We start from the raw sequence: 24,451 nt of genomic DNA, 5'->3' as shown, positions 1-24,451 counted from the left end.
AAGATATGCGCGCCATCAACGGGACCGTGATCCAGCCCGGGCTTGCCCTTGGCCGGGCGCGCCTGATCGCAGCTCAAAACTGGGTCATTTCCCGGCTGCGGATCAAGCGCGGGGAGGTGCAAGCCGAACTGGCCGCGCTGCAAAGCGCGCTCGCTACGGTGGAAACTGAACTGGCGCAGCAGCTTAATGAATTCACTGGCGCCGCGGAGGACCGCGAGATCCTCAGCTCGCATCTGCTCATCCTCCGCGATCCGGAACTGATCCCGGCCATCAAAGAGCAGGTTTCCTCCCGTCTGGCCTCCGCCGCGGCTTCCGTGCAGCGAGAGTTTGAGAATGTGCTGGACCATTTTGCCGGACTTGACGACCCCTTTTTCGCCCAGCGCGCCGCCGATTTCCGCGACGTGCGGGACCGTCTTTTGGGCGAACTCACCGGTTCCCGAGCCGCCAGTCTGGAGGGCTGGGAGCCAGACCAGATAGCGGTTTTGGAGGAGGCCGGCCCTTCCCTGGTCAGCTCGTTCGGCCGGCACGATGTGCCAGCCTACTGCTCTGAACACGGCAGCTACACTTCCCACGCCTCCATCCTCACCCGTTCGCTGAAGATCACCGCCGTGGCGGGTTTGGCCGGTCTTTACGGCTCCGTGAAGGACGGTGATGCCATCATCGTCGACGGCCTCGAAGGCAAGGTGATCATCGCCCCGGATCCCGCCACCCTAAAGCTTTATGAGGATCTGGTGGAAAAACTCCGTCGGCGGGGTGACCAGGCCCAACGTGAAGCCAGCCTGCCCACCCAAACCCTGGATGGCCGCCAGATCAAACTGCGCCTCAACCTGGACCTGCTTCCAGAGCCGGACGCGCGGCCCGACCTGCCTGCCGACGGCATCGGCCTCTACCGCACCGAGTTTCTCTATCTGGGCAAGGACGAACTGCCCTCCGAGGATTTGCAGTTCGAGACCTACCGCCAGGTGGCGCAAATGATCGCGCCGCACAGCGTTACCATCCGCACTTTCGACCTTGGCGGCGACAAGCTTTCCCACCTGATTCCCTCTTCCCACGAGGAAAATCCCTATCTGGGCATCCGCGGCATCCGCTTTTCCCTGGCTCACGAGGATGTTTTCCGCGTCCAGTTGCGTGCCGTGCTTCGTGCCAGCGCTTTTGGCCGCATCAAACTGATGTTTCCGATGGTGAGCGGCCTGAGCGATTTTTTCCGCGCCCGCCTCATCCTGCAGTCCTGCAAGGCCGAATTGAGCGAAGCAGGAGTCGCGTTCGACGCCCAGATCCCTCTCGGGGTGATGATCGAGGTACCCTCTGCCGCCCTCTGCGCTGATGAACTGGCCCAAAACTGCGATTTCCTCAGCATCGGCACCAACGACCTCGTGCAGTACACCCTGGCGGCGGACCGCAACAACGACGCCCTCGCCCCCTGGTATCAAACCCATCATCCCGCCGTGCTGAAACTGCTGCGCCTCACCCTGGCCGCCGGCCAAAAACACCAGAAACCTGTCTCCGTCTGCGGCGAAATGGCCTCCCAACCCCAGTATCTGCCGCTGCTCATCGGTCTCGGCTGCACCGATCTCAGCGTGGGCGCTTCAGCTTGGCTGAGCTGCAAAGGCATCATCCGCCGCTGCGACGCCCGTCTGTCCGAACTGGTCCAAGGCGCTGATCTGGACAGCCTCGGCGAGATCGAAAACCTCATCCACGACCTTCTGAAACCCTACTACACACCATAAGGAGAGCGCCATGCTGCGTTTCGAGCATTTCAACCTTTTGCATTCTGAAGCTTTGCCCACCGCCATCCCCGCCACCAAGGTCAAGGATTATTACTACGCCTGCCTGCAGGCCCACGAAGAGATCCAGGCCGACCGCCACGCCAATGTCCTCGGATTTTACGACCTGCCGGAACATGACCTTCGCCCCATCGAGGATTTCGTGGCCGGGCTTGATGCCCGCTTCGACACTCTGGTGGTGCTGGGCATCGGCGGCTCCGCCCTCGGCAACCGGGCCCTCTATTCCGCGCTGCGCACCGAACGTGAGCTGCCCCGCCGGGTTTTGGTTTACGACAACGTCGATCCCGTTTTCCTCCACGAGATCCTAGCCCAGATCAACCTCGACACCACCCTCTTCAACGTGATCACCAAAAGCGGCACCACCGCCGAAACCATGGCCGGATACATGATCCTGGCCGATCTCATCCGCCGGCGCCATCCCGCGGATTACACCAAACGGCTGATCATCACCACCGACCGCGAGAAGGGATTCCTGCGCCAGGTGATCAAAAACGAGGGTTATCCCTATTTTGTGGTGCCAGACAACGTGGGCGGGCGCTTTTCTGTGCTCACCGACGTCGGCCTGCTCTCCTCAGCCTTCGCGGGCATCAACATCCGCGAACTCCTCAGCGGCGCCGCTTCCATGCGCTCGCGCTGCGAAAACCTTGATACCTTCAGCAATCCAGCCTACCTGAACGGCCTGCTCCACTTCCTCTACATGCGCGAGGGCAAAAACATCTCGGTGATGATGCCCTACTCCAATTCGCTCTACGACCTTGCCGATTGGTATCGCCAGCTCTGGGCCGAGAGTTTGGGCAAACGCCACGACGTGAAGGGCCGCGAAGTTCTGGTGGGCCAGACCCCTGTGAAAGCGCTGGGCACCACGGACCAGCATTCCCAGGTGCAGCTTTACACCGAAGGCCCGAACGATAAGGTCTTCACCTTCCTCAGCGTTGAGAATTTCAACCACGACTTCACCATCCCGAACCTCCATCCAGACCGCGCTGAAGTCAGCTACCTCGGCGGCAAAAAACTCTCTGAACTCCTTAACGCCGAACGCCTCGCCACCGAGATCGCCCTCACCCAGGCCCACCGCCCCAACTGCAATATCGTCTTTCCCGCCCTCGACGAATTCCATTTGGGCGAATTCATCATGATGTTCGAGATCCAGACAGTTTTCACCGGCAAGCTGCTGCACATCAACCCCCTGGACCAACCCGGAGTGGAAGCCGGCAAGATCGCCACCTACGCCCTCATGGGCAAAACCGGTTTCGACAAGGAACGCGCGGAGATCGAACAGTATCAAAAAAACAGGAAACAGGAAAGCTGAATTTCTGACTTGGCTTTGTCAATTCCTTTGTCAATTCCTGTGATCTAACCGGTTGTTTTCCGGTTCGCTCCCAATATCAATACGGTATCAATACGGAATCAATACGGATGAAATCCGTATTGATTCCGTATTGATACCGTATTGATATTGGGAGCCGGGCGGGGATTTGTTCAGCAAAAAATATCGAGTGAGACGATAAATCCCGGGCTGGACAGCATCATTTGACTTGACAGCAGAGTGAGTGAAGGCAGAATTTGCCCGGGAGACAGAGATGTTGGAAAACCTGATCAGTAGCGGAAAGGAAAGAGGCAGGGCGGTGGTTTGGGCGGGAGCTTGCCTGTTTTTGCTGTTGCTGGGAGCGTTGGCATCTCCCCAAACCCTTTCCGGATGCGTGATGAGCGCTCTGATCAGCCGGGAGGGCCGCACCTTGGACGATTTCGCCGCGGAAGGCCCCGGAACGCTGTACTGGCATTACGACGATCCCTGGGACTACCTGGCTTTTGTGATGACCAACAGCACCTCCGGCTACAACAATGACGGTTACGGCGTTGTGGCCTATTCCGCCGGGGATCCGCAATTGGCCCCGAGCGCGCGCTGGTACAAGCGGGTGAGGCAAAGCTCGGATTTCAACCGGGTTTACTACACCGGGCCCTATTTCGGCTGGGACAGCTCCGCGCAAGGAGGTTGGGACGTTCTGGACACGGCGCTGGCGGAATTGCGGGGCGGCCTGATGCAGCCGGCGATCGTGCTTTGCCACGCCAGATCTGCCTCCGGGCACACTTTTGGCAATCATCCCTTCACCTTTGCCAGCGCGGGAAGGACCTTTAGCTTCATGCACAACGGCTGGTGTGGCGGGGCGCGGAACTTCATGATCGCGGGGATCAGGGCTTTGGACCCGGACTGGTTCAAACTCCATCCCAGTGAGTATTTCGGGCTTGGTGACCCGCTGGTGTGGGTGGATTCGGAGTTGCTTTTCCACTATCTGCTGGCCCACATCGCCGCGGCCGAAGGAGAAACGCTAACGGGGCTGAAGAAAGGGCTGGCAGGCTTGCGCCAGCAGTTGGCACATCCCCAGAGCGGGGTTTATAATTTTGTGCTTAGCGACGGGGACCGGCTTTATCTCTTTCGCAGCACCGCCATCGGTTCCGGCTACAAGCTTTCCTACAAGGAGTTCAAGGGTTTCTTCGCCGCGCGCACCCTCTATCCCGGCGGCGGGGACGTCGAGCTGAAACAAAACGAACTGGTGGTGCTGTCACGGGACCGCCAGCCCTTGCACCATCAGGATTTCCACCTTTTTCCGGAAGAGCCGGGGTATGCCTCTGGCGTGCGCGACGGCGGCGAAATGATCCGGCTGGGAGTTTTCCCCAATCCTTTCGCGGCCGGCACCGATCTGCGGATCACGGGACCAGCGGGACAGGAATTTGAGGCGACGGTCTTTGACCTGAGGGGCCGAGAAGTTCGGTCCTTGACCGGCGTGATGCCTGCCGCGGGGGTTCGCGAGATCGCCTGGGACGGCCGGGAAAGCCACGGAAAGGCTTTGGCGGCGGGGGTTTACCTGATCAGGGTCCGGGTGGGGGAGAGCTGTGTTTTCCGCAGGGTGGCGCGGGTGGAATGAGCGGGAATTTCTGGCCGGGTGGGCGCGGAAGGCCGGCGGGTTTCAGGGTTGGAAAAGATCACCGCTTTTTAGCTTGACAGAGCGTAGCCGGAGAAAATCCTTGCCTTACGCTAGGAATTTATTATTTCGAAGAGCCTCTCCCGCCGCTGGAGGCTTGATATAAAGGAGTTTGAATGTCTTTATTCGATTTTGTCGGCATGAAGGCCAACGACATCGCCATCGATCTGGGCACAGCCAACACCCTGGTTTACAAAAAGAACGCGGGCATCGTTATCGACGAGCCCTCGGTGGTGGCTGTATCCAACGACAGCAAGAAGATCATCGCCATCGGCCATCAGGCCAAGGTGATGCTGGGCAAGAACCCGGATGAAGTGCGGGTGATCAAACCCATGAAAGACGGGGTGATCGCGGATTTCCAGGTGACGGAGCTGATGCTGCGCGACCTGATCCTGCGGGCGCAGAAAAAGCGCCTGCTGGTGCGTCCGAGGGTGATCGTCTGCGTGCCTTCGGGGATCACGGAAGTGGAAAAACGGGCCGTGCGGGACAGCGCTCTGCACGCCGGCGCCCGGGAAGTTTACTTGGTTTCCGAACCCGTGGCCGCGGCCATCGGAGCTGATCTGCCCATCGAAGAGGCCTTTGGCAACATGGTGATGGACATCGGCGGCGGCACCAGCGAAATCGCCGTGATCTCGCTCTCCCATATCGTTGTGCACAATTCCATCCGTGTGGGCGGCGACAAGATGGACAACGACATCATCAGCTATCTGCGCAAGAAAAACAACCTCCACGTGGGCCTGCAGACCGCGGAAAAGATCAAGATGACGATCGGCAGCGCCTATCCGCTGAAAGAGGAACTTACGATGGACGTGCGCGGCCGGGATATCGTTTCCGGCTTCCCCGTGACCATCAAGATCAGCTCCGAAGAAGTGCGGGAAGCTCTTTCCGAGACCGTGGCCACCATGGTGGATGCCATCAAGAGGCTGTTTGAACGCACCGCGCCGGAACTTTCGGCCGACATCGCGGAACGCGGCATCTTCCTCACCGGCGGCGGCGCCATGCTGAAAGGCCTGGACGAAAAGATCTCCAAAACCGTGGACCTGCCCGTCTATGTGGTTCCGGACGCCCTGGAATGCGTGGTGAAAGGCGCCGGCAAGGTTCTGGACGAGCTGGACCGCTACCGCGAAGTGCTGATCAAACGCATCGAAGACTGACCGCGCTGACTGATTTCCAAGATTTACATGCTCTGGCGCTCCCGCGGCGGGGACGCCTGAGCCACCCTGCGAGGATAAACCCGTGAAGAAAATGATTCTGCCCCTGGCCCTGGTGCTGGTATCCATCCTGCTGATCCTGGGCAGCACGGAGGGCCGTGTGAAACGCGCCTCCCTGCTGGGTAAAACGGTCTTTTATCCCTTTCTGCATTCGGTGAACCTCTTCCGCACCAATTCCACCCTCAAGGGCGAGATCGCCCTCCTGCGCGAACAGCAGGCCGCCACCACGCTGGAAAACCTGAATCTGCGCAACGCCCTCAAGGAAAGCCAGACCCTGCAGGCGATCAATTTCGACACCGGGGCGATAGCATTCGAAGTGGGCGAAGTGATCGGCTACGCGGGGCAGTTCCAGCAACGCAACCTTGTGGTGAACAAGGGTTCGGCGCAGGGTGTGAAGGTGAACAGCCCGGTGATCTCGGCGCGTGGGATCGTGGGCCGGGTGATTTCCGTGGCCGCCACCAACTGCGTGGTGCTGCCTTTCAGCAATCCGCGCTTCCAAATCCCCGTGATGGACAAGGCCACCAGCGTTCAGGGCGTGCTGCAATCCGATCTGGCGGGCAAAACCTACATGAACATGATCAAGCTGGGTTCGCAGATCAGCGCCGGCGACACGATCGTGACCTCAAACCTCTCCACGCTCTATCCGAAAGGCTATCCGGTGGGCACTGTGTCCCGTATCAGCGATTCCCAGGATTACCTGTTCATCAGCGCGGAACTGGAACCTTTCACCCAAGTGGAAAACCTGGAACACGTTTTCATCCTGCAGGGAAAGAAATGAGCCTGGCCACCGCCGCGCACCGCAGCCTGAAGCCCACCCGGCCCGGAGATGGATCATGATCTGGAAGCATCTTTGGACTTTCATCATGGGCCTGCTGTGCTTTTACGCGCAGGTGCTGCTTCTGCCGGCTTTCGAGCTTTTTGGCGTGATCCCGAACATCCTGATCGCCTGGGTGGTCTATCTGGTCTGGACGCGTGAGATCACGCCTGCCCTGATCGTGGTCTTCATCATCGGCCTGCTTTACGACACCACCCAGCCCGAATCCTTTGGCATGCACACTTTGGTGCTGCTGCTCATCGCCCTCGCCCTCCACCAATTCCGCAAACCTTTTGAAAGCGAAAGTGTGCTGGCCCGGATGCTGTCGCTGATCCTGGCCAACTTGATCTTCCAGGTGGTGAGTTGGCTGGTGCTGGGTGTGGTTTACGGCTTCAGCGGCGAGTTGGCCATCCTGGCGCTGATCGGCCTGGGCTACAATCTGGCCGTTAGTTTTGTGGTTTTCTGGCTAATGCAGCTGGTGTCCCGGCTGCGGATCGTGATGGTGGAATGACCAGAAGCGTTCAGAGCCTGGTTTTCCGCGTAACCCTGGGAGTGCTTTTCCTGCTGCTGACCGGGGCGCTGTTCCGCCTGCAGGTGCTGAAAGGCGAATACTACGGTCGCATCGCGGAGAGCAACTTTGTGCGCATCCGGCGCGTCGTGGCCACCCGCGGCGAGATCTACGACAGCAAATACCGCCCCATCGTTAGCAATATCCCCTCCCACGACCTTTTTCTCACCAGCGGCAGGATCGGCAACACGGAAAGGCTGGCGGTGTTTCTGAAAGCCCATTTCGGGATCGAGCCGGAGGAACTGCGCAAGCTGGTGTTCGAGCAGCGCTTCAAGACCTATGAAGAGATCCTGCTGGCGGACAACCTGCCCTACGAGATGATCCTGGCCCTGTCCGAACGAATGGGTGACTTTCCGGAACTCACTTTCCGCAGCGGCACCACGCGCAGCTACATGTATCCGAATCATTTCACCGGCTACGTGGGCCGCATCGACGAAAAGGAATACAGCCGCTACCGCGAGGAAGATTATTCGCTGAACGCCTACATCGGCAAAACCGGCCTGGAAAGCTATTACGAGGTGCTGCTGCGCGGCCGCGACGGCAAGGAGATCATGCAGGTTGACGCCCAGGGCAAGAGCTTGGAGCTGTTCAGCGAAAACACCTCGGTGCCGCCGCAGAACGGCCTCAGCCTGATCCTGAGCATCGACAACGACCTGCAGGAATACGCCAATTCAGTGTTCCCGCCCGGGATCAAAGGCTGTGTGATCGTTTCAGATGTTAAAACCGGCGGCATCCTGGCCTATCTGAGCAAGCCGGATTACGACCCCAACATCTTCATGCAGAAGATCAGCACCGAGGTCTGGGCGGGATTGAACACACCCTCCAAACCATTGATGGACAGGATCATTCATGCCACCTACCCCCCGGGTTCGGTGTTCAAGACGGTCACCGGCTCCAAAGGCCTCGAAACCGGCGTGATAGACAGGTACACCAGGCTGGCCTCCTGCGGAGGGGGACTCAAGATCGGCAACCGCTTTTTCCGCTGCTGGAGCGCGGCCGGGCACGGTTCTTTGAACATCGTTGACGCCCACCGGGTTTCCTGCGACGTCTTTTTCTACGACCTGATCAGCAAAATGGACCTCGACGCCGTGGCGGCGCACGCCAGGGCTTGCGGCGTGGTGGAAAAAACCGGGATCGACCTGCCCAACGAGCGCAGCGGCTTCTATCCCGACAAGCAATACTACCGCGACAAACTTGGCGTCACATCAGGGCTAAACGGCTACAAGGCAAACCTGGCCATCGGACAGGGTGAAGTGCTCACCACGCCTTTGCAGATGAACACGCATTATGCCGCCATCGCCCGCGGTGGAATGTGGATGCAGCCACACCTTTTGCTGCAAACGATGGGCAGCAGCCGCATCACGCGCGATCAGCTGCAGCCACTGAACAAACATCCCCTGCCCTGGTCCGCCAGCACGGTGCAGACCATCCGCGACGGACTTTGGGCCGTTACCAACGCCCCCGGCGGCACGGCCCGCGCGATCAGCGTGTCCGGCGCCACCAGCTATGGCAAGACAGGTTCCGCCCAAAACTACATGGGCAGCGTGACCCACGCCTGGTTTTGCGGTTTCATCGAAACGGACAAGCCGGAGATCGTGGTGACGGTCTTCATGGAAAACGCCGGCGGCGGCGGCGCGATGGCCGCCCCTGTGGCGAACAAGATCTTCAACTATTACATCGGCAACCTGGAAAAGATCCGGCAGCCAGCCCCCATTCCACCTCAGTTCCGCACCCGGGAGGAACGTACCACCGCTCCGCCCGAGCCGGCGGCGGCGCCGGAGAAAACTCCGGAACCCCAGCCCGAGCCGGCTCCGGAAGCGCCAGCGGAAGTCCCGGATGAGGAAAGCGGCAGATGATCAAGCGCAAGAAGTTCGATTTCGTGCTGGCCGGTCTGTTGTTGCTTCTGATCTTCAGCGGTTGCCTGGCCATCTTCACGGCTTCCACCACCACCATCGGCGAATATACAACCACCCAGAGCCACTGGTGGAAGCAGTTGATCTTCGCCGGCATTTCTTTGCTCATGATCTGGCTGTTGATCCGTCTGCCCATGCCGATCCTGGACCTGATCATCATCCCCGCCTATGTGCTCAACCTCCTGGCCCTCATCGCCGTGCTCTTCACCCCGGCAGTGAACGGTTCCCACCGCTGGTTCAGCCTCCTGGGGCTGAATTACCAGCCCTCGGAAAGCGCCAAACTGCTCACCATCCTGGTGGTGGCGCGGGCGATCTCGCGGGATAACCTCACCGAGATCAAGCAGATCATATACGGATTGGGCCTGGTGCTGGCGCCGGTGCTGCTGATCCTGATCGAGCCGGATTTCGGCACCACCCTGGTCTTCTTTTTCAGCCTCCTGGCGATGCTGGTGGCGGCGGAGGTGCCGCTGGTGTATCTGCTGCTGTTGATCAGCCCGGTGGTGAGCATGATCTCCTCGCTGTGGTGGCCGGCGATCATCATCTGGATCGCCCTCCTGGTGGCTTTGCTGCTCTGGACCCGGCTTTCCTGGGTCACCACCACCATCGCCGCCATCCTCAACGGCTTCATAGCGCTGATCATGCCCGTGTTTTGGAATGGGCTCAAAGACTACCAGCAGAGCCGGATCGTCTCGTTTTTGAATCCCATGGCCGATCCTCTCGGCGCCGGATATCAGATCATCCAGGCCAAGATCGCCATCGGCAGCGGCTCCATCATCGGCAAAGGCTGGCTGATGGGCACTCAGAAAAACATGAACTTTTTGCCGGAACACCACACGGATTTCATCTTCAGCGTGATCGGCGAGGAGTTTGGCTTCATCGGCGCGCTGCTGCTGCTGGGCGCTTTCATCCTTTTTTTCTGGCGCATCATCACCGACATTGGCGAGATCAAGGTCCGCGAGCGCAAGATCGCCTCGGCGGGCATCTTCGCCTTCCTCATGTTTCAAACCTTCATCAATATCGGCATGAACATCGGCCTCGTGCCGGCCACCGGCATTCCTCTGCCTTTCATCAGCTATGGCGGCTCCAATCTGCTCTTCAATTCCCTGGCTGTGGGCGTGATCCTAAAATATCTAAACGAAAGGGGTTTCATGAAATGACAAAACGCGCTCTGTACTGCATCCTGAACCTGATCCTGCTCCTGACGCTGTCGTCCTGCCTGGTGCACACCAGCCTGGTCTATTTCGACAAAGACACCGAGGGTGTGCCCAATCTCATTTCCAATCCGGGTTTCAGCGCCTACTCCCTGGACCCCCGGGAAGCGCTGCTGGGCTGGGGCGTCGATCTGCAGGGGGAAAGCGAAGCCCCCAAAAATCTGGTGTTCATCGACGGACAGGAAGCCATCCAGGGCAATTCCTCTCTGCGGGTGGACGCCTCGCCCTACACGGTGGTGATCACCTCGGACGCCTTCCGCGTGAGTCGCTACGGTGGCTACTACACGCGGCTGTGGACCAAATCCTCCACCGCCGTGGGTCCGCAGATCAACCTGCGCTTCATCACTTTCAAGAGCAGCGGCAAGATCGACCGCCAGTTCAAAACCAAGATCAAATCCACCGACATGTGGGAAAAAGAGTCCATCAGCGCCGGCTTCCTGCGTCCGGGAGTTGCATTCGGCCGCCTGCAGATAACGATCCCGCCCTTCACGGAGGGCTCCGTCTGGCTGGATGACACGGGCTGCTGGGAAGTCCACCGTTTCCGTATTGACTGATGCGCGTTTTGGTTCAGAGGGTGCTTTCCGCCCGGGTTGAGGTGGAGGGAAAGGTCTGCGGCGAGATCGGCCCGGGTTTGCTGCTCTTTGTGGGTTTTGGCCGCGCCGACACGGAAAACCTCCTTCCGGCCGCGGTGAAAAAGATCAGGGAAATGCGCCTGTTCAGCGACGCGAAGGGCAAGCTGAACCTCTCGGTGGAGGACACCCAGGGCGCCCTGCTGGCGGTTTCGCAATTCACGCTCTATGCCAATTGCAGTAGAGGCCGCAGGCCGGATTTCACCCCCGCCGCCGCGCCGGAAATGGCTGAAAAGCTTTACGATGCTTTTGTAAAAACGCTCCGCGCAACCGGGATCCCAGTTCAGACCGGCATTTTTGGCGCGGATATGAAGGTCTCGCTGGTCAATGACGGCCCGGTGAGTTTCATCCTGGATTTCTGATATCCCAATAACAGAACCACAGAGTCAAGGTTCAGAGAGACAGGCAACTGGCAGGACTGGGCGGTAAACCAAAGGCATCATGTGGCGGCTCATTCCCTTTCCACTTGGGATTGGCCAATATGTTTCAGCCATGAACATATTTTGGCAAATACGGTTTTGCCAGCGGTCGGCCCCCAATATCAATACGGTATCAATACGGAATCAATACGGATGAAATCCGTATTGATTCCGTATTGATACCGTATTGATACTGGGGGCCAGACAGGATATCCAGCCCGAAGCACATGGTGAATCGTGTTCGTCACTGCCTGGGGCTAGATTGAGCTGCGCACCACCCGGAAACCGATGTTGAATTTCTTGTCCGGCCCGTAGCCCCTGAAAGTGTTGAGCGATTCCTCCGGGGTGTTCGTGAAACTGCCTCCGCGAAAGTTGCCGGAAAAGTGCCGGGTCTCGTCCCGGGGATTGTATTCGGTTTGGTCCCGATACCAGAGATAATCGTCCCAACACCATTCCCAGACGTTGCCGGTGAGGTCGTAGATGCCCAGTTGATTGGGCAGGCGGGTGCCAACCTCGTGAGTTTCGCCATAGGCGTTTTCCCTGGTCCAGGCCACGATCTTGATGTTGTTGCTGCCGGAGAAGAGGTAGTCTTTGTCTTTGTTTCCGCCCTTGGCCGCGTACTCCCACTCCGCTTCCGTGGGCAGCCGGTAGCCGTTGGAACGCCAGTCGCAGATGATGCGGCTTTCCGCAAAGCTGAAGCTGTAAGCGGGATTCAATCCTTCCATTTGGCTGCGGCGGTTGCAGTATTCGATGGCCTCACCCCAGCTGACGTTTTCCACGGGGAAATAGTTGCCGGGATGCAGGGAGGGATTGAAACCCATCACATCCTGCCATTCCTTTTGGGTCACCTCGTGGGCTGAGATATGGAACGGGGCGACGAAAACTTCGTGGGAAGGGCTGTCCATGCACCATTCGTCCTCGCTGTCGATGCCCATGATGAAGCTGCCTCCCTCCACCGGGATCATTTCCACAGCCATGCCCGAAGCGGAATTCGGGGCGGCCCAGATCGCCGTCAGGGCGGCAAAGAGAAGAAAAATAGCCATCACTTTTCTCATGATCACACTCTCCATGCAAAAATAATTGACGCAAGCATCATCTTCGCAGGGTTTATCCCTGTCAAGACATTTATGCCCGAACCGGTAAGGCCTGCGTAAGCCCCTGTGGCCAGAGCTCGCGCGGCTAAACCACGGCGGGGTTATCTATAGTAATAAAGTTCGACAGGCGTTTCGCCCAGGCGTTCGCTGAGGGTGAAGTAGCCTTTTCCGTGTTCGTCGAAGGTGATGGCTTCGCCCTGTTCCTCCAGTTTGTAGCGCATCTCCCGGGGTTTTCCGGACAGGGCTTCCGCCACGGACTGGTTTTTGCCGCGCTTGTAGCAAAAGACGTTGGAATAGGTTTTCACCAGGATGCGGTTTCCTGTGGGCGAGATATCCGCCGCGGTCACCCAGCAATAGGGCAGGGTGCCAACCCGGCGGGCGACGTTTGGTTTGTCGTAGCTTTGGGGATAGGCCAGGCGATAGATCCCGCAGTTTTCCTCGCGTTTGCTGATCACGTAGAGGTCGCCGCTGACGGGATCGGCGAAAAGCGCTTCGGCGTCGCGGGCACTGTCTTCGTAGGTGAATTCAATGCGGTCGATCCGGTCAAGGATGATCAGGGTGTCCAGAATTTCCGGCTCGGCAAAGCGGTGGATGAAGACGGAGGGGTATTTGGCATTATTGTCTCCGATCTCGCCCACAAACACATAGGGCTGGCCGTCACGGGGATCCACTCCGGTGGCGATGTCCTCCCAGTCGCGGTTGTTCACGCCTTTCAGCTCGATCCGGGCTGGCATGAGGCCGCGTTTGTTCAAAACGAAGACCGAAGCGCTGCCGCCGGAATCGTTGTGGGTGTAGAGCAGGCCGGGGGTTTTGAGGCTGGAAGCCAGTCCGGAGGCTTCATTGATGATGGCCTCTTCCACCGTGTCGCTTTGCAGCGAGGGTTTGCCCAGCAGGGCGCAGCCGAGCGCGCCGAGCAAGAGGGCCAATACAACAAGCAGAGGTAAAAACCTACGGAACAAGGTCATATATTGTCTCCTTCTGCGTTCGGTGCGGAACCGTCTTCCAAAGCGGGGTCCGGCAGAGAGTTGCCGAGGCCGGGAAACTGGCTGATCAGGGGATCGGCTGCCTGCACGGGATCGCCAGGTTGGACGCTGAAACCGGGTTTCCCGGGAAAGATCACGGAGCAGGAACCGGTTCCGCCAACGATGCCGATGATGTTGCCGGCGCTGAGGTCCGGCTCCACGAACCACTGGATGTGGCTGAAATTGAAGCGGAAACTGATCTTTCCGGCCGCGGTGTCCAGCCACAGCTCCCCGTCTTCCAGATGGCAGGCGGAATGCGGGCTGCGCAGTTCCACGCTGTCGAGCAGTTTTTTCCGCACGGTGAGCAAAGTCACGTCGCCGCTGCCCCGGATATGCTCGATCCTGCCTTCGATGGGGGAGAGCAGCGCGTTTTCGAGGGGCAGGGGAATGCGCTGGCGATAGCGGAAACAGAGGCCGATGAAGAAATAGATCACGATGCCCAGGATGGCCAGGGCCAGAGCGACCGTGTAGAGCCAGTTTCCGGTGTTCGGAAAGATGGATTTCAGGGCGATGGCGACTGCCACCAGCAGCAAGGCTGGCACCTGGGCACGGAATTGGGCGAACTTGATCCGCCGCAGCGCGTCCGCGTCTGAGAGCAAATATTTGCTGGTCGTATCGGGCATAAACTCCTCAGTTCCCAGGCTTTGGCCTGGCTGGTCCAAGATGGGCATGGAAGGGCCGGGCGGCCCTTCCTACCATAAGGTTCAGGGTGTGGCGCGGGTCCAGGTTTGCGTTCTGCCCAGCAGGGATACGCCGATGAAGCCACGCAGTTTCATGGTGTTGGGGCCTGTGAGTTCCGCTTTGCTGGAATAGGTGTTTCCGGACTCGGGGTCGTAGATGGTGCCGCCGTCGTACTTGTTGTTGCCCTGCGATTTAAGGTGTTTAACGATCACCAGGTTCATCAGCGGGCGGGAGCGGAGGCTCTTGTCCGGGTTTTTCTTGTCCAGTTTTGGCTTGCCGTTTTCATTGGGCACTCTCTGCCAGACGATCTTGCCGTCATAGTGTCCGGACGAGGTTTTATAGATCTGTATCTTGGCGTCCTTGTCCTGGTCGTACCAAAGGCCTTCGATCTTGTGGATCTCGGCCACCAGGGCCAGAGGCAGCAGCATGGCCAGCAGGGTGACGGCGAATATCAGCTTGTTCATCTTGTTCTCCTTTTTGGGTTGGGGGCGGTCTCAGATGATCCCGCAGCGTTTGAATATGGTATCCACGTGGCGCAGATACCGGTCGTATGAAAAGATGTCCTTGATCTCGGAGGCGGGAAGCAGCGCGGTGATCCGGCTGTCCGCCAGAATATGGTCGAGCAGTGGTTTGCCGCTTTCCCAGCACTGCATGGCGGCATCCTGCACCAGGGCGTAAGCTTCCTCGCGGGGTAGGCCCTGTTTCACCAGATGGAGCAGCACGGCCTGGGAAAAAACGAGGCCGTTGGTGAGTTCCAGATTGGCCTTCATGTTTTGGGGGTGGACGGCGAGGTTGGAGATCAGCCGGCAACATTTGGCCAGCATGTAGTGCGCGAGGATGCAGGAATCGGGCAGGATCACGCGTTCCACCGAGGAGTGGGAGATGTCGCGTTCGTGCCAGAGGGCGTTGTTTTCCAGCGCGGCATGGGCATTGGAGCGCAGCAGCCGGGCCAGGCCGCAAAGCTGTTCGCTGAGGATGGGATTGCGTTTGTGCGGCATGGCGGAAGAGCCTTTCTGGCCTGCGGCAAAGCTTTCCTCCGCTTCCTGAACCTCGGTGCGCTGAAGGTGGCGGATCTCCAGGGCGATCTTTTCCACGAGGCTGCCGATGAGGGCCAGCTCACTCAGGAAAAAGGCGTGGCGGTCGCGCTGCAGCACTTGGGTGGAGACGTTGGCGGGCCGCAGGTCCAGATGCTTGCAAGCCAGTTCCTCGATCTTGGGATCAAGGTGGGCGAAATTGCCCACCGCGCCGCTGAACTGGCCGACGGCCACAGTCTCGATGGCGCTCTGCAGCCTGTCGATGTTGCGCTTGGTTTCATCGTGCCAGAGGGCGAATTTGAGGCCGAAACAGGTGGGCTCGGCGTGAATGCCGTGAGAGCGGCCCATGCAGAGGGTGCGGCGGTGTTCGCGGGCTTTTAGCTTGAGGGTTTCAGCCAGGCGGTGCAGCTCGGTGAGGATCAGTTCGCCGGATTGCTTTAGTTGCAGGGCGGTGGCGGTGTCCAGGGTGTCGGAAGAGGTGAGGCCAAAATGGATCCAGCGGGCGGGTTCGCCCACATATTCCGCCACGTTGGTGAGAAAGGCGATCACGTCGTGCCGGGTGACGGCTTCGATCTCGTCGATGCGCTCACAGGAAAAATCGGCTTTTTCCGAGATCGCCTGCCAGTCGGTTTCCGGGATGATACCCAGCTCAAACATGGCCCGGGCTGCGGCGAGTTCCACCTCCAGCCAGCATTCGTAGCGGTTTTGCTGGGTCCAGACGCGCTCCATTTCCGGCAGGCAGTAGCGGCTGATCATGGCTGTTCAGAGCTCCCGGAAAGAGATTCAGAACCTTCTTTCGTTGCTTGATCCGGACGCGGCAGGGGAACGGTTTCCGCGCCGCCGTAGCTGATGTTGTCCACCAAAAGTTCCACTCCCTTGCTGTTGTCGATCCTGATCAGCACTTCGTCGGGATTGCCCTTGGAACCGTAGGTAACGGAAAGGGCCACTCCGGAAGTAACATCTTCAACCTTGGCCAGTTGCATTTGAGGGGTGAAGGTAACCCGCAGGTCACCCACGTCCACGGCCGCGTTGGCCGCGATCTCTTCCCCGTATTTTGCCAGCAGGGCCTCGGGATCGGCCAGCAAAGCCAGATAGGGCGAGGGGTCCAGCTGGGATTTGGAAAAATCGGGCAACTTGAGGTAAGAGGACTCCACGGCCAGATAATCCGCCAGAAAGACTGAGATCAAAGGCGCGGGAGAGATCCCGAACGCGCCGCCGTCAACCACGTCGAGTCGGGCGGAATCGACTGTTTTGGCCAGCACGAACATCTTGTGCAGGGTGAGGCCGGCATAGGTTACGCGGATGATTCCGTCGGCGCTGAAATTCTTCCAGCGGGCCAGTTCGGCGCGCAGCAGGGTAAGCTTGTCCACGGGTTTCATGGTGGCGCAGGAACCCAGCAGCAGGGCGGTGAGGAGCAGCAAAAGGAGCAGGGCGCGGTTCATTTTTTGGCCTCCGGCTTCTGCTGATACAGCTTCCAAATACCGATGGCGGCGGCCACCACCATCAGGAAACTGAGGATCTGCCCGATGGTCATGAAACCCAGGAAAAAGCCGTATTTGTCGTAAACGTCAAGCTGGTCCGGCACCCGCACGAATTCCACCAGAAAGCGAAAGATCCCGTAAAGGCCGATGAAGGCCCAGAACACGATCCCTTCCCGCCGGCTTTTCCTCAGCAGGAGATAGCAGACCGTGAACAGCACGATCCCTTCCAGAAACAGCTCGTAGAGCTGGGTGGGATGGCGGGGCAGGGAGCCGGCGTCGGCGCCGGGAAAGACCATTCCCCAGGGCAGGGTGGTCACCTTGCCCCAAAGCTCGGCGTTGATGAAATTGCCCAAGCGCCCCAGTCCCAAACCAATGGCCACCAGGGGCATGGCGGGATCGGCAAGTTTGAAGAAATCAAGCTTCTGGCGCTTCAGATAGATGAGGCAGGCGATGATCACGCCCAGAGCGCCGCCGTGAAAACTCATCCCCCCTTCCCAAACGAAGAAGATCTCCTGCGGATGCTGCAGATACCAAGGCAGGTTGTAAAACAGCACATAGCCCAGCCGACCGCCCAAGATCACTCCCAGCATGGCGGAGAAGATGATGCCTTCATACTGGTCCCGGGTGATCTTGACGTTGCGGACCTTCAGCATGTGGCGATAGAGGATGTAGCCCAGGATGAAGCTTAGCACGTAAAGAAAGCCATACCAGCGGATGGCCAGTTCCCGTCCGAAGAGGGGAAAGCTGACCAGGGTGGGATCGATGTTTGGATATTGCAGCAAGGTCATCCTCCCCGGGTGATGCGGTCCAGACGCTGCACGATGAGGTCGGCGGCTTCGTCGGGGGTCACGCTGATTTTTTCGGTCTGTTTGTCATGCCTGGGGGTGAAGATCTTCACCACCTGGGTGGGAGAGCCGTTGAGGCCGATCTCTTTCTCATCGAGGCCGAGGTCATCTGCGTTCCAGACCTTAAGCTCGGCCGCCCGGGCATTGCGTTTGCCGCGCAGCGAGGGCAGACGGGGCGTGTTGATCTCTTTCACCACCGTGATCACGGCAGGAAGTTTCAGCTTCAGCCGGTCATGGCCGTCTTCCATCAAACGCTGGAGGATCACGTGGCAGGAGGTGAGCTCTTCGATCTTACGTACAAAACAGGCCTGGCGGATGTCCAGATGGGCCGCGATGCCTGGCCCCACCTGCGCGGTATCGCCATCGATGGCCTGCTGGCCCGTGAAGATGAGGTCGTACCCGCCGATCTTGGTGATGGCGGCGGCCAGAGTGAGACTGGTGGCCCAGGTATCAGCACCGGCGAAACGCCGGTCGGAAAGCAAAATGATCTCGTCCACGCCCAGGGAAACGGCTTCCCGCAAAGTTTCCTCGGCTTGGGGAGGACCCATGCAGAGGGCTATGATGCTGCCTCCGAACTGCTCTTTGAGGCGCACGGCCTCTTCGATCGCGTAGGTGTCGAAAGGATTGAGAATGCTTTCCACGCCTTCCCGGATGAGGGTGTTGGTGACGGGATCGATCCTGATCTCGGTGGTATTGGGCACTTGTTTAACGCAAACGATGATCTTCATTGGTCCATTCCCCGGTAAAAATCCCTGATGGCATCGAAGACGTAGAGCTTCTGCGCTTCTGTGAGTTCCGGATAGATGGGAATCGAAAGCACCTGGCGGGCGGTTTGCTCGGCCACGGGCAGGTCACCTTCTTTGTAGCCGAGTTCGGCGAAACATTCCTGCAGATGCAGCGGTTTGGGATAATAGACGGCGCAGCCGATGTCACGGTCTTTGAGGTGTTCCAGCAGGGCGTCGCGCTCTGCGCAGATCAGGGTGTATTGGTTGTAGATGGTCACGGCTTTCTCTGCGATGTAGGGAATTTTCACCTGAGGGATGCCGGCCAGTTTTTCATTGTAGTAAGCGGCATTGGCGCGCCTCGCCTCGCTCCAGCCGGCCAGGTGGTCCAGCTTCACGTTCAGGATGGCGGCCTGAAGCGTGTCCAGCCTGCTGTTCAGGCCCACCCACTGGTGATAGTATTTGGGGTTTTCGCCGTGGACCCGCAGTTGGCGCAGTTTCGCGGCCAGATCGGCATCGTCGGTGACGCACATGCCGCCGTCGCCCATCGCGCCGAGGTTTTTGCTGGGGAAGAAGGACAGCGTACCGATGTCCCCGAAAGTGCAGCTCATCTTGCCGCTCCAGGTGCAGCCAATGCCCTGGGCGTTGTCCTCGATCACCTTCAGGCCGTGTTTGCGGGCGATTTTCATGATCCGCTCCATGTCGCAGCACTGGCCGAAAAGATGCACTGGCATGATGGCTTTGGTGCGGGGCGTGATGGCCGCTTCGATCTGGTCCGGATCGAGGTTGAAGGTGCGGGGGTCGATATCCGCGAAGCGGGGCTTGGCGCCATTGCGCCAGATCGAGGAAGCGGTGGCGAAAAAAGTGAAGGGGGTGGTGATGACCTCGTCGCCGGGGCCTATCCCCAGCGCTTGCACGGCCAAAACCAGGGCGTCGGTTCCGGAAGCGCAGCCCACGGCGTATCTTGCCCCCAGGTAAGAGGCCATCTTCTCTTCCAGTTCTTTCACCTGATGGCCCATGATGTAGTTGTTTTCCTTCAGCACCGTGTCCATGGCGGCCCGAATGTCGGGCAGCAAAGGTTCATATTGCGCTTGGAGGTCCAGCATTGGTACTTTCAAACTTCAGCTCCTTAATTCGTGAGGGTGCGCACGCCCAGGAAGATCGTGATCACCTGCGTGGCGATCAGCATGATGTCCTTGAAGCGGGTCCAGGTATCGTAAGTGTCCTTTTCAGAAACGTATATGGTGTCTCCGGGATCGAGGGTCAGCTTTTTATTGGGCTTCACCCAGTTGCCGCTGGCCGCGCTGATGATCCGGGTGCCGTTCCAGCGCTTGTTGTTGGTGTAGCCGCCGGCCAGGTCGATGTAATATTCGTAGTTTTTGCCTTCCACCCAGGGAACCAGGCCGGGATTGACCACCTGGCCGCTGACCTCCACCATGTCCATGTGCTGAGGCACGTAGAGATAATCGCCGTCCCGCAGGACGGGATTGGCCTCGGCGCCTTTGCTTGCCCAAACTCGCGCCACATCAACGCTGTAGCGCCCAGGGTACTGGCGGATGCGGTTCAGCATGTAGCGGTATTCAAATGAGGTCATGTTGGCCACGTCAAGCTTCATCAGGCGTTCAAATTCCAGATCGGGTTCCTCTGCGCCGGCCCGGTTGGCATAGATGGCGCTGCGGAGATTACCTCGCGAGGTGGGGCCTCCGCAGAGGTTGAGAACGTCGTAGAGAGTGGTGTTTTCGCCGATGTAATATTCGCCCGGCGCCTTCACGTCGCCCTCCACCACGATCTTCCAGGCGCGGCGGTGCTCTGTGTTTGAGGACACGCTAACGCGGTCGTAGGGCTTCAAAGCTATGTCCTGGGCCCGTTGTTCCCGCAGGTCAACTTGCAGCACCTCGAACTCGGGGGAGTTTTCCCGGTAGCGGTAGATGTTCACCAGGTTGCGGTCCGCGGCCAAAGTGAAGCCCTGAGCCAGTTCCAGGATGTCCGCGAGTTTGTCTCCTTCCACAAACTGGTACTCGCCGGGAATGTAAACCTCCCCGGAGATGGTCACAGAGGTTTCCAGCGCCGGGATCCAGAGCAGATCGCCGTCTTTGAGCAGCGGGTTTTGGTCCTGGTCGCCCGTGCGCATGAAGCGCAGCAGATCGTAGGTGCGGGTATCCTTGCCCCGGGTGAGTTTCACGCTGCGCAGGCCCTGAAAATTCCGGTAGAGCGAGTCGCGTTCGGCCTCTCTGGTCTGCTGGGGGGTGAGGGCTGTCAGAGTGGAAACTGTGGGGGTTCTATCTCCCGCAACCTTGACGGCGTCGGAGATCCGGGCCAGGGGAGTAAGCTGATAGGTGCCGGGATTGGCCACAAAGCCGGTCACGTTCACCGAGATCAGCATCTGTCCGCTCAACTGCGGAATGGTCTGCGCGCCCAGAACGCAGGCCAGAAGCAGCAACCCGGCAAGCAGCAGCCTAGTTTTCATAATAGTCGATCATCCGCTGGATGATGGCATCCAGGTCAAACTTGGGCTCAAAACCGATGAACTGCTTGATCTTGCTCAGATCGGGCATGCGGTTCATCATGTCTTCAAACCCCTCTTCAAAGGCGTCTTCGTAGCTCATGTAATCGATGCGGGATTTGCTGCCGCACATGGATTTGACCTTTTTGGCCAGGTCCTCGATGGAGATGGATTCCGTGGTGCCCACGTTGAAGATCTCGCCCTGGCATTCCGGCGTGTGCATCAATTTGATGAAAGCCTCCACCACGTCCGAAACATCCGCAAAACAGCGGGTTTGCTTGCCCGAGCCGTAAACCACCAGGGGTTGGTCCAAGAGGGCGGCTTTGATGAATTTGGGCAGCACCATGCCATACTGGCCCGTCTGGCGCGGGCCCACGGTGTTGAAACAGCGCACGATCACCACTGGCAGCCGTTTTTCACGGAAATAGGCCAGAGCCATGAATTCGTCGATCGCCTTGCTGTCGCTGTAGCCCCAGCGGCTTATGCGGGTGGAGCCGAGCAAGCGGTCATCATCCTCGGAGAAAGGCACTTTTTCGCTTTTGCCGTAGATCTCGGAGGTGGAGGTGATCAACACCTTGGCCTTGTGCTTGTTCGCCAGCTCCAAAACGTTGTCGGTGCCCACGATGTTCGTCTTCAGCGAGAGCAGCGGGTTTTCGATGATGTATTTCACGCCCACGGCCGCGGCCAGATGGTAAACCTGGTCGATCCCGGCCATCAGTTTTTCCATCAGTTCGCGGTTCAGGACGCTGCCGATCGTATAGTGGAAATTTCCGTTTTCCTTGATTGATTCGATGTTTTCCAGGCGGCCGGTGGAAAGGTTGTCGATCACGCTGACCTGATGTCCGTCTTCCAGCAGTCTTTCCGCCAAATGTGAGCCGATGAAACCGGCTCCGCCGGTGATCAGAATCTTCATAACTTCTCCAAAATTGAAGTCTTTATCCTATCTGGCAAGCATATTTTGCCATCACGTAACAAAATCTGCCAGCCGGGTTTTTGTCAATAGAAAAGAGGTTCAAGCACATTTTGCTCATCCTATATACTCCGGTTTCCGGCTGTTTACTGTACTTTGTTGGGTCCCGCGCCAGGCCCGCTTCCCCTTGTTCTTATGATATTTTCATCCAGGATCCGCCCCGAGCCCCAGCCCATTCACCTCACGCACACCTCCGCCTCACCACCCGCCGGGCGGGCGGGAAGTGTGGCGGAGGTGTGCGGGAAGTGAGTAAGCTGAGGTTTAGGGCCAGATCAGCAGTTTTCGCTGAGCGCTAGCTCCCGCCGCGCTTTGGGCCCTGGCCAGATACAATCCGGACGGCAGAGTGGGCAGTGATATCTCAGTTTCGGTCCTGTTCCCGGAAAAGCTCTGTTCCCAGAGCTTCTGGCCACGAAGGTTGTAGATGGTGAAAGACACCAGGGGCTGAGAGCCCCTCAATTTCAAGGCTTGGGCCGTTGCCAGAGGATTGGGGGCGCAGGAAAAAGTGAACGGGGCTGAGGGTAGGTTCGCGTCGGCCACAGGGGTGGAAAAGCTAAACAGATCCGACGCGGAAAGGTGGATGGCGGCATTTTGATAGGCGGGAAGAGAGACCATGGCCCCGGCCCATAAAATGCTTCCGGTGGAGGGGGTGTACTGCAGCGCGGTGAGATTGGTATCCTGTCCCGCGGCGCCGGACATCAAAGACCACTGCCGCTTGGCGGTGATGTGGTGGCTCACGTTCAGGGAGTCGGTGATGTTGGCGTAGCGGGTGCAGCAGGAGGGGAAAGTGAGAAGGCGGAAGTGGTTGGTGGCCACGAGGTTCTGCCCTGCCAAGTTGCTGTTCGGATCGTCGTGATAACGCAGCGCGGTGCCGTTGTTGTTGTTTTCAATCACCACCGCTAGTGTCTGCCCGGCGTTTTCGCTGAGGCTGTGGATGATGGTTCCAGTGAGGTTGTTTCCTGCCTGGATGGCGGCGCAGACGTCCATTATGTTGGATGATCCGTCGCCATTAAAATCGGTCCTTTCCAAGCCCCTGCGGATGTCGAAAAAGATGGGGTCGAGCCCGCTCTGGTTCACCACAGAGTGGTCGCTGCCCACGTTCAGGGAAGCCCAGATGCCGGTTTCGGAGATGGCGGAAGCCGCCCCCAGCCAGCCTGGGAAGGTGAAAGTGAGCCATTTTTGCTCATCCGGCTCACTGGGGTGGTGCACCACCAGGAGGGGATTGTCGATCAGGCAGTCATAGAGGGTCCAGTCCAGCCAGCGCGTGATCACGGATGATCCGGCCAGCAGGGAATCCTGCTGGGTGGATATCCCCCAGCTGGAAAGCGAGGCGCAGCCGAAATCCACATCCGCGTCGCCGAGATCGTTGCGCAACTGCTGCAAATCCAAAAAAGCATTGGCCAAAAGCACATCGTCGTGGGTAATCTCGCGCTGCAGGCCGCTGTGGTAAAGGCTCGCGCCGGAAGCAGCGATCCCGGCGATCAGGCCCTGGGCTTCCTGGGACAGGCGCGGATCGGTGTCGAAATGCTCCTGGTAATAGTTCCAGAGATAGGCATAGCGGGCGGGATCGGAAAACACGAACATCATGTAGAAGAAATCGTTGAAGACTTCGAGAGTGGGTTGGGCGAGCAAATAGCCCTGGGCGTGGCCGCGCTGGTAGTGGTCGCCCCACACATGCAAAATGGCTTTGTCTCCGATGTATTGGAGGTTTCCATTCACTTGGGCGGCCAGCGGCACGGCCAGAACGAAGAGGATCAGCAATAGTGGAAAACGTTTCATGATAACAGCTCCCTGCGGATTTCGCGGTGGGCTTTCACCCTTTTATAAACCTTGTAGTTGTGGATCACTACGGCCAAAAAGACCAGATTCGCCACGCCCAGCGTGATGTTCATCACCTTGGTCTCCTTTTTGGCGTAAATGGCGAAGGCGCCACCCAGGATGAAGAGCAGCACAGCTTTGAAGATCACGATCCCCCGGGGTAGGCCCAGCTTGCGGAAAAACCAGCGGGCCACGGGATTGCGCTCCCGGTGAAAATGGTTTGGCTGGATCACCTTCCAGGTGGAATGGCCGTCGAGAATGTTGAGGATCACAAAGATCCCGAACTGTCCCGCCAAAAACGCGATCTGACCCAAAATACCCTCAAGCATGGCCAACATCCACATCTTCCTTTTGCTGTTTTCCCGCCAGCAGCTCTTCCCGCTGCCGGATGCGGCGCCAGGTGCGGAAATTACCACTCACGACGCGCAGGAAGATCAGCACCCCCACACAGAGCAGGACCAGCAGGACCACGCTCCCGACGGGATGCGTGAAGGTGAGGAAAAAGACGGCGCTGATGAACCCGATCCACAGCACTTCAGCTAAAAGGACGCCCCGGGTGAGGCCGAGTTTCATGAACATCCAGCGGGCCAGGGGATTGCGCTCACGGTGATAGTGGTTGGGTTTCAGCACCTGCCAGGTGGAAACGCCGTCCAGGACGTTCAAGGCCACCAGGATGGCGAAGAGAGCAACCAAGGTAGTCAACATCACGCTTTGGGCCAATGTCCCTTGGTGAGGTCAGCTCTGGCTGCCGGTC

24 protein-coding genes are annotated in these 24,451 nt (G+C 58.7%); 10 read left to right on the top strand and 14 right to left on the bottom strand.

Annotated features, from left to right (window positions below):
• The first annotated feature begins 5 nt into the window (after positions 1 to 5).
• From ptsP to dtd, 10 genes are all read left to right on the top strand, one after another.
• Positions 6 to 1,727, top strand: a complete 1,722-nt coding sequence (ptsP, locus tag LHW45_06860; protein ID MCB5285295.1) for a phosphoenolpyruvate--protein phosphotransferase — start codon at positions 6 to 8, stop codon at positions 1,725 to 1,727.
• Positions 1,728 to 1,737: 10 nt separating this feature from the next.
• Positions 1,738 to 3,093: a glucose-6-phosphate isomerase gene (locus LHW45_06855; protein ID MCB5285294.1), complete on the top strand. Its 1,356-nt coding sequence runs from the start codon at positions 1,738 to 1,740 to the stop codon at positions 3,091 to 3,093.
• 271 nt (positions 3,094 to 3,364) lie between these two features.
• Entirely contained in the window at positions 3,365 to 4,708 is a 1,344-nt protein-coding gene (locus LHW45_06850; GenBank protein MCB5285293.1) for a class II glutamine amidotransferase, read from the top strand.
• A gap of 173 nt (positions 4,709 to 4,881) precedes the next feature.
• Positions 4,882 to 5,919, top strand: coding sequence for a rod shape-determining protein (locus LHW45_06845; GenBank protein ID MCB5285292.1), 1,038 nt, complete (start codon positions 4,882 to 4,884; stop codon positions 5,917 to 5,919).
• A gap of 91 nt (positions 5,920 to 6,010) precedes the next feature.
• Positions 6,011 to 6,754 carry a rod shape-determining protein MreC gene (locus LHW45_06840; GenBank protein ID MCB5285291.1) on the top strand — a complete coding sequence of 248 codons (744 nt, stop codon included), beginning with the start codon at positions 6,011 to 6,013 and terminating at the stop codon, positions 6,752 to 6,754.
• Positions 6,755 to 6,809: 55 nt separating this feature from the next.
• Positions 6,810 to 7,301, top strand: coding sequence for a rod shape-determining protein MreD (gene mreD, locus LHW45_06835; protein MCB5285290.1), 492 nt, complete (start codon positions 6,810 to 6,812; stop codon positions 7,299 to 7,301).
• Positions 7,298 to 9,214: a penicillin-binding protein 2 gene (mrdA, locus tag LHW45_06830; GenBank protein ID MCB5285289.1), complete on the top strand. Its 1,917-nt coding sequence runs from the start codon at positions 7,298 to 7,300 to the stop codon at positions 9,212 to 9,214. Before mreD ends, mrdA begins: the two co-directional genes overlap by 4 nt.
• Entirely contained in the window at positions 9,211 to 10,428 is a 1,218-nt protein-coding gene (locus tag LHW45_06825) for a rod shape-determining protein RodA (GenBank protein MCB5285288.1), read from the top strand. Before mrdA ends, LHW45_06825 begins: the two co-directional genes overlap by 4 nt.
• Positions 10,425 to 11,036 (top strand): hypothetical protein, encoded by a 612-nt coding sequence (locus LHW45_06820; protein MCB5285287.1) that lies wholly within the window; start codon positions 10,425 to 10,427, stop codon positions 11,034 to 11,036. Before LHW45_06825 ends, LHW45_06820 begins: the two co-directional genes overlap by 4 nt.
• Positions 11,036 to 11,473: a D-tyrosyl-tRNA(Tyr) deacylase gene (gene dtd / locus LHW45_06815; protein ID MCB5285286.1), complete on the top strand. Its 438-nt coding sequence runs from the start codon at positions 11,036 to 11,038 to the stop codon at positions 11,471 to 11,473. The genes LHW45_06820 and dtd overlap by 1 nt, the downstream gene beginning before the upstream one ends.
• 314 nt (positions 11,474 to 11,787) lie before the next feature.
• On the opposite strand, the gene LHW45_06810 is transcribed toward dtd, so the two are convergent.
• From LHW45_06810 to LHW45_06745, 14 genes are all read right to left on the bottom strand, one after another.
• Positions 11,788 to 12,573, bottom strand: a complete 786-nt coding sequence (locus tag LHW45_06810) for a formylglycine-generating enzyme family protein (protein MCB5285285.1) — start codon at positions 12,571 to 12,573, stop codon at positions 11,788 to 11,790.
• A gap of 152 nt (positions 12,574 to 12,725) precedes the next feature.
• Positions 12,726 to 13,589 (bottom strand): hypothetical protein, encoded by an 864-nt coding sequence (locus tag LHW45_06805; GenBank protein MCB5285284.1) that lies wholly within the window; start codon positions 13,587 to 13,589, stop codon positions 12,726 to 12,728.
• The gene (locus tag LHW45_06800; protein ID MCB5285283.1) at positions 13,586 to 14,269 is read right to left on the bottom strand and encodes a hypothetical protein; all 684 of its coding nucleotides are present in this window, start codon (positions 14,267 to 14,269) and stop codon (positions 13,586 to 13,588) included. Before LHW45_06800 ends, LHW45_06805 begins: the two co-directional genes overlap by 4 nt.
• An 81-nt stretch (positions 14,270 to 14,350) precedes the next feature.
• The gene (locus LHW45_06795) at positions 14,351 to 14,791 is read right to left on the bottom strand and encodes a DUF2147 domain-containing protein (GenBank protein ID MCB5285282.1); all 441 of its coding nucleotides are present in this window, start codon (positions 14,789 to 14,791) and stop codon (positions 14,351 to 14,353) included.
• 30 nt (positions 14,792 to 14,821) lie between these two features.
• A complete protein-coding gene (purB, locus tag LHW45_06790) occupies positions 14,822 to 16,117 on the bottom strand; it encodes an adenylosuccinate lyase (protein MCB5285281.1) in 1,296 nt (431 codons plus the stop codon).
• Positions 16,114 to 16,803 (bottom strand): hypothetical protein, encoded by a 690-nt coding sequence (locus LHW45_06785; GenBank protein ID MCB5285280.1) that lies wholly within the window; start codon positions 16,801 to 16,803, stop codon positions 16,114 to 16,116. The genes purB and LHW45_06785 overlap by 4 nt, the downstream gene beginning before the upstream one ends.
• Positions 16,800 to 17,624 (bottom strand): prolipoprotein diacylglyceryl transferase, encoded by an 825-nt coding sequence (lgt, locus tag LHW45_06780; protein MCB5285279.1) that lies wholly within the window; start codon positions 17,622 to 17,624, stop codon positions 16,800 to 16,802. Before lgt ends, LHW45_06785 begins: the two co-directional genes overlap by 4 nt.
• A gap of 2 nt (positions 17,625 to 17,626) precedes the next feature.
• Positions 17,627 to 18,415 carry an electron transfer flavoprotein subunit beta/FixA family protein gene (locus tag LHW45_06775; GenBank protein ID MCB5285278.1) on the bottom strand — a complete coding sequence of 263 codons (789 nt, stop codon included), beginning with the start codon at positions 18,413 to 18,415 and terminating at the stop codon, positions 17,627 to 17,629.
• Positions 18,412 to 19,527, bottom strand: coding sequence for a DegT/DnrJ/EryC1/StrS family aminotransferase (locus tag LHW45_06770; protein MCB5285277.1), 1,116 nt, complete (start codon positions 19,525 to 19,527; stop codon positions 18,412 to 18,414). Before LHW45_06770 ends, LHW45_06775 begins: the two co-directional genes overlap by 4 nt.
• An 11-nt stretch (positions 19,528 to 19,538) precedes the next feature.
• Positions 19,539 to 20,876, bottom strand: coding sequence for an SLBB domain-containing protein (locus tag LHW45_06765; protein MCB5285276.1), 1,338 nt, complete (start codon positions 20,874 to 20,876; stop codon positions 19,539 to 19,541).
• Positions 20,866 to 21,825, bottom strand: coding sequence for a GDP-mannose 4,6-dehydratase (locus LHW45_06760; GenBank protein MCB5285275.1), 960 nt, complete (start codon positions 21,823 to 21,825; stop codon positions 20,866 to 20,868). Before LHW45_06760 ends, LHW45_06765 begins: the two co-directional genes overlap by 11 nt.
• Positions 21,826 to 22,143: 318 nt before the next feature.
• The gene (locus LHW45_06755; protein ID MCB5285274.1) at positions 22,144 to 23,658 is read right to left on the bottom strand and encodes a T9SS type A sorting domain-containing protein; all 1,515 of its coding nucleotides are present in this window, start codon (positions 23,656 to 23,658) and stop codon (positions 22,144 to 22,146) included.
• Complete coding sequence (locus tag LHW45_06750; GenBank protein ID MCB5285273.1) at positions 23,655 to 24,035, bottom strand: DUF5658 family protein; 381 nt, start codon at positions 24,033 to 24,035, stop codon at positions 23,655 to 23,657. Before LHW45_06750 ends, LHW45_06755 begins: the two co-directional genes overlap by 4 nt.
• Entirely contained in the window at positions 24,019 to 24,402 is a 384-nt protein-coding gene (locus LHW45_06745) for a DUF5658 family protein (GenBank protein ID MCB5285272.1), read from the bottom strand. Before LHW45_06745 ends, LHW45_06750 begins: the two co-directional genes overlap by 17 nt.
• Positions 24,403 to 24,451: the final 49 nt, after the last annotated feature.

The sequence above is a fragment of the Candidatus Cloacimonadota bacterium genome (assembly GCA_020532085.1).
GTDB lineage: Bacteria > Cloacimonadota > Cloacimonadia > Cloacimonadales > Cloacimonadaceae > Syntrophosphaera.
This window is presented reverse-complemented; position numbering and strand designations above follow the sequence as displayed.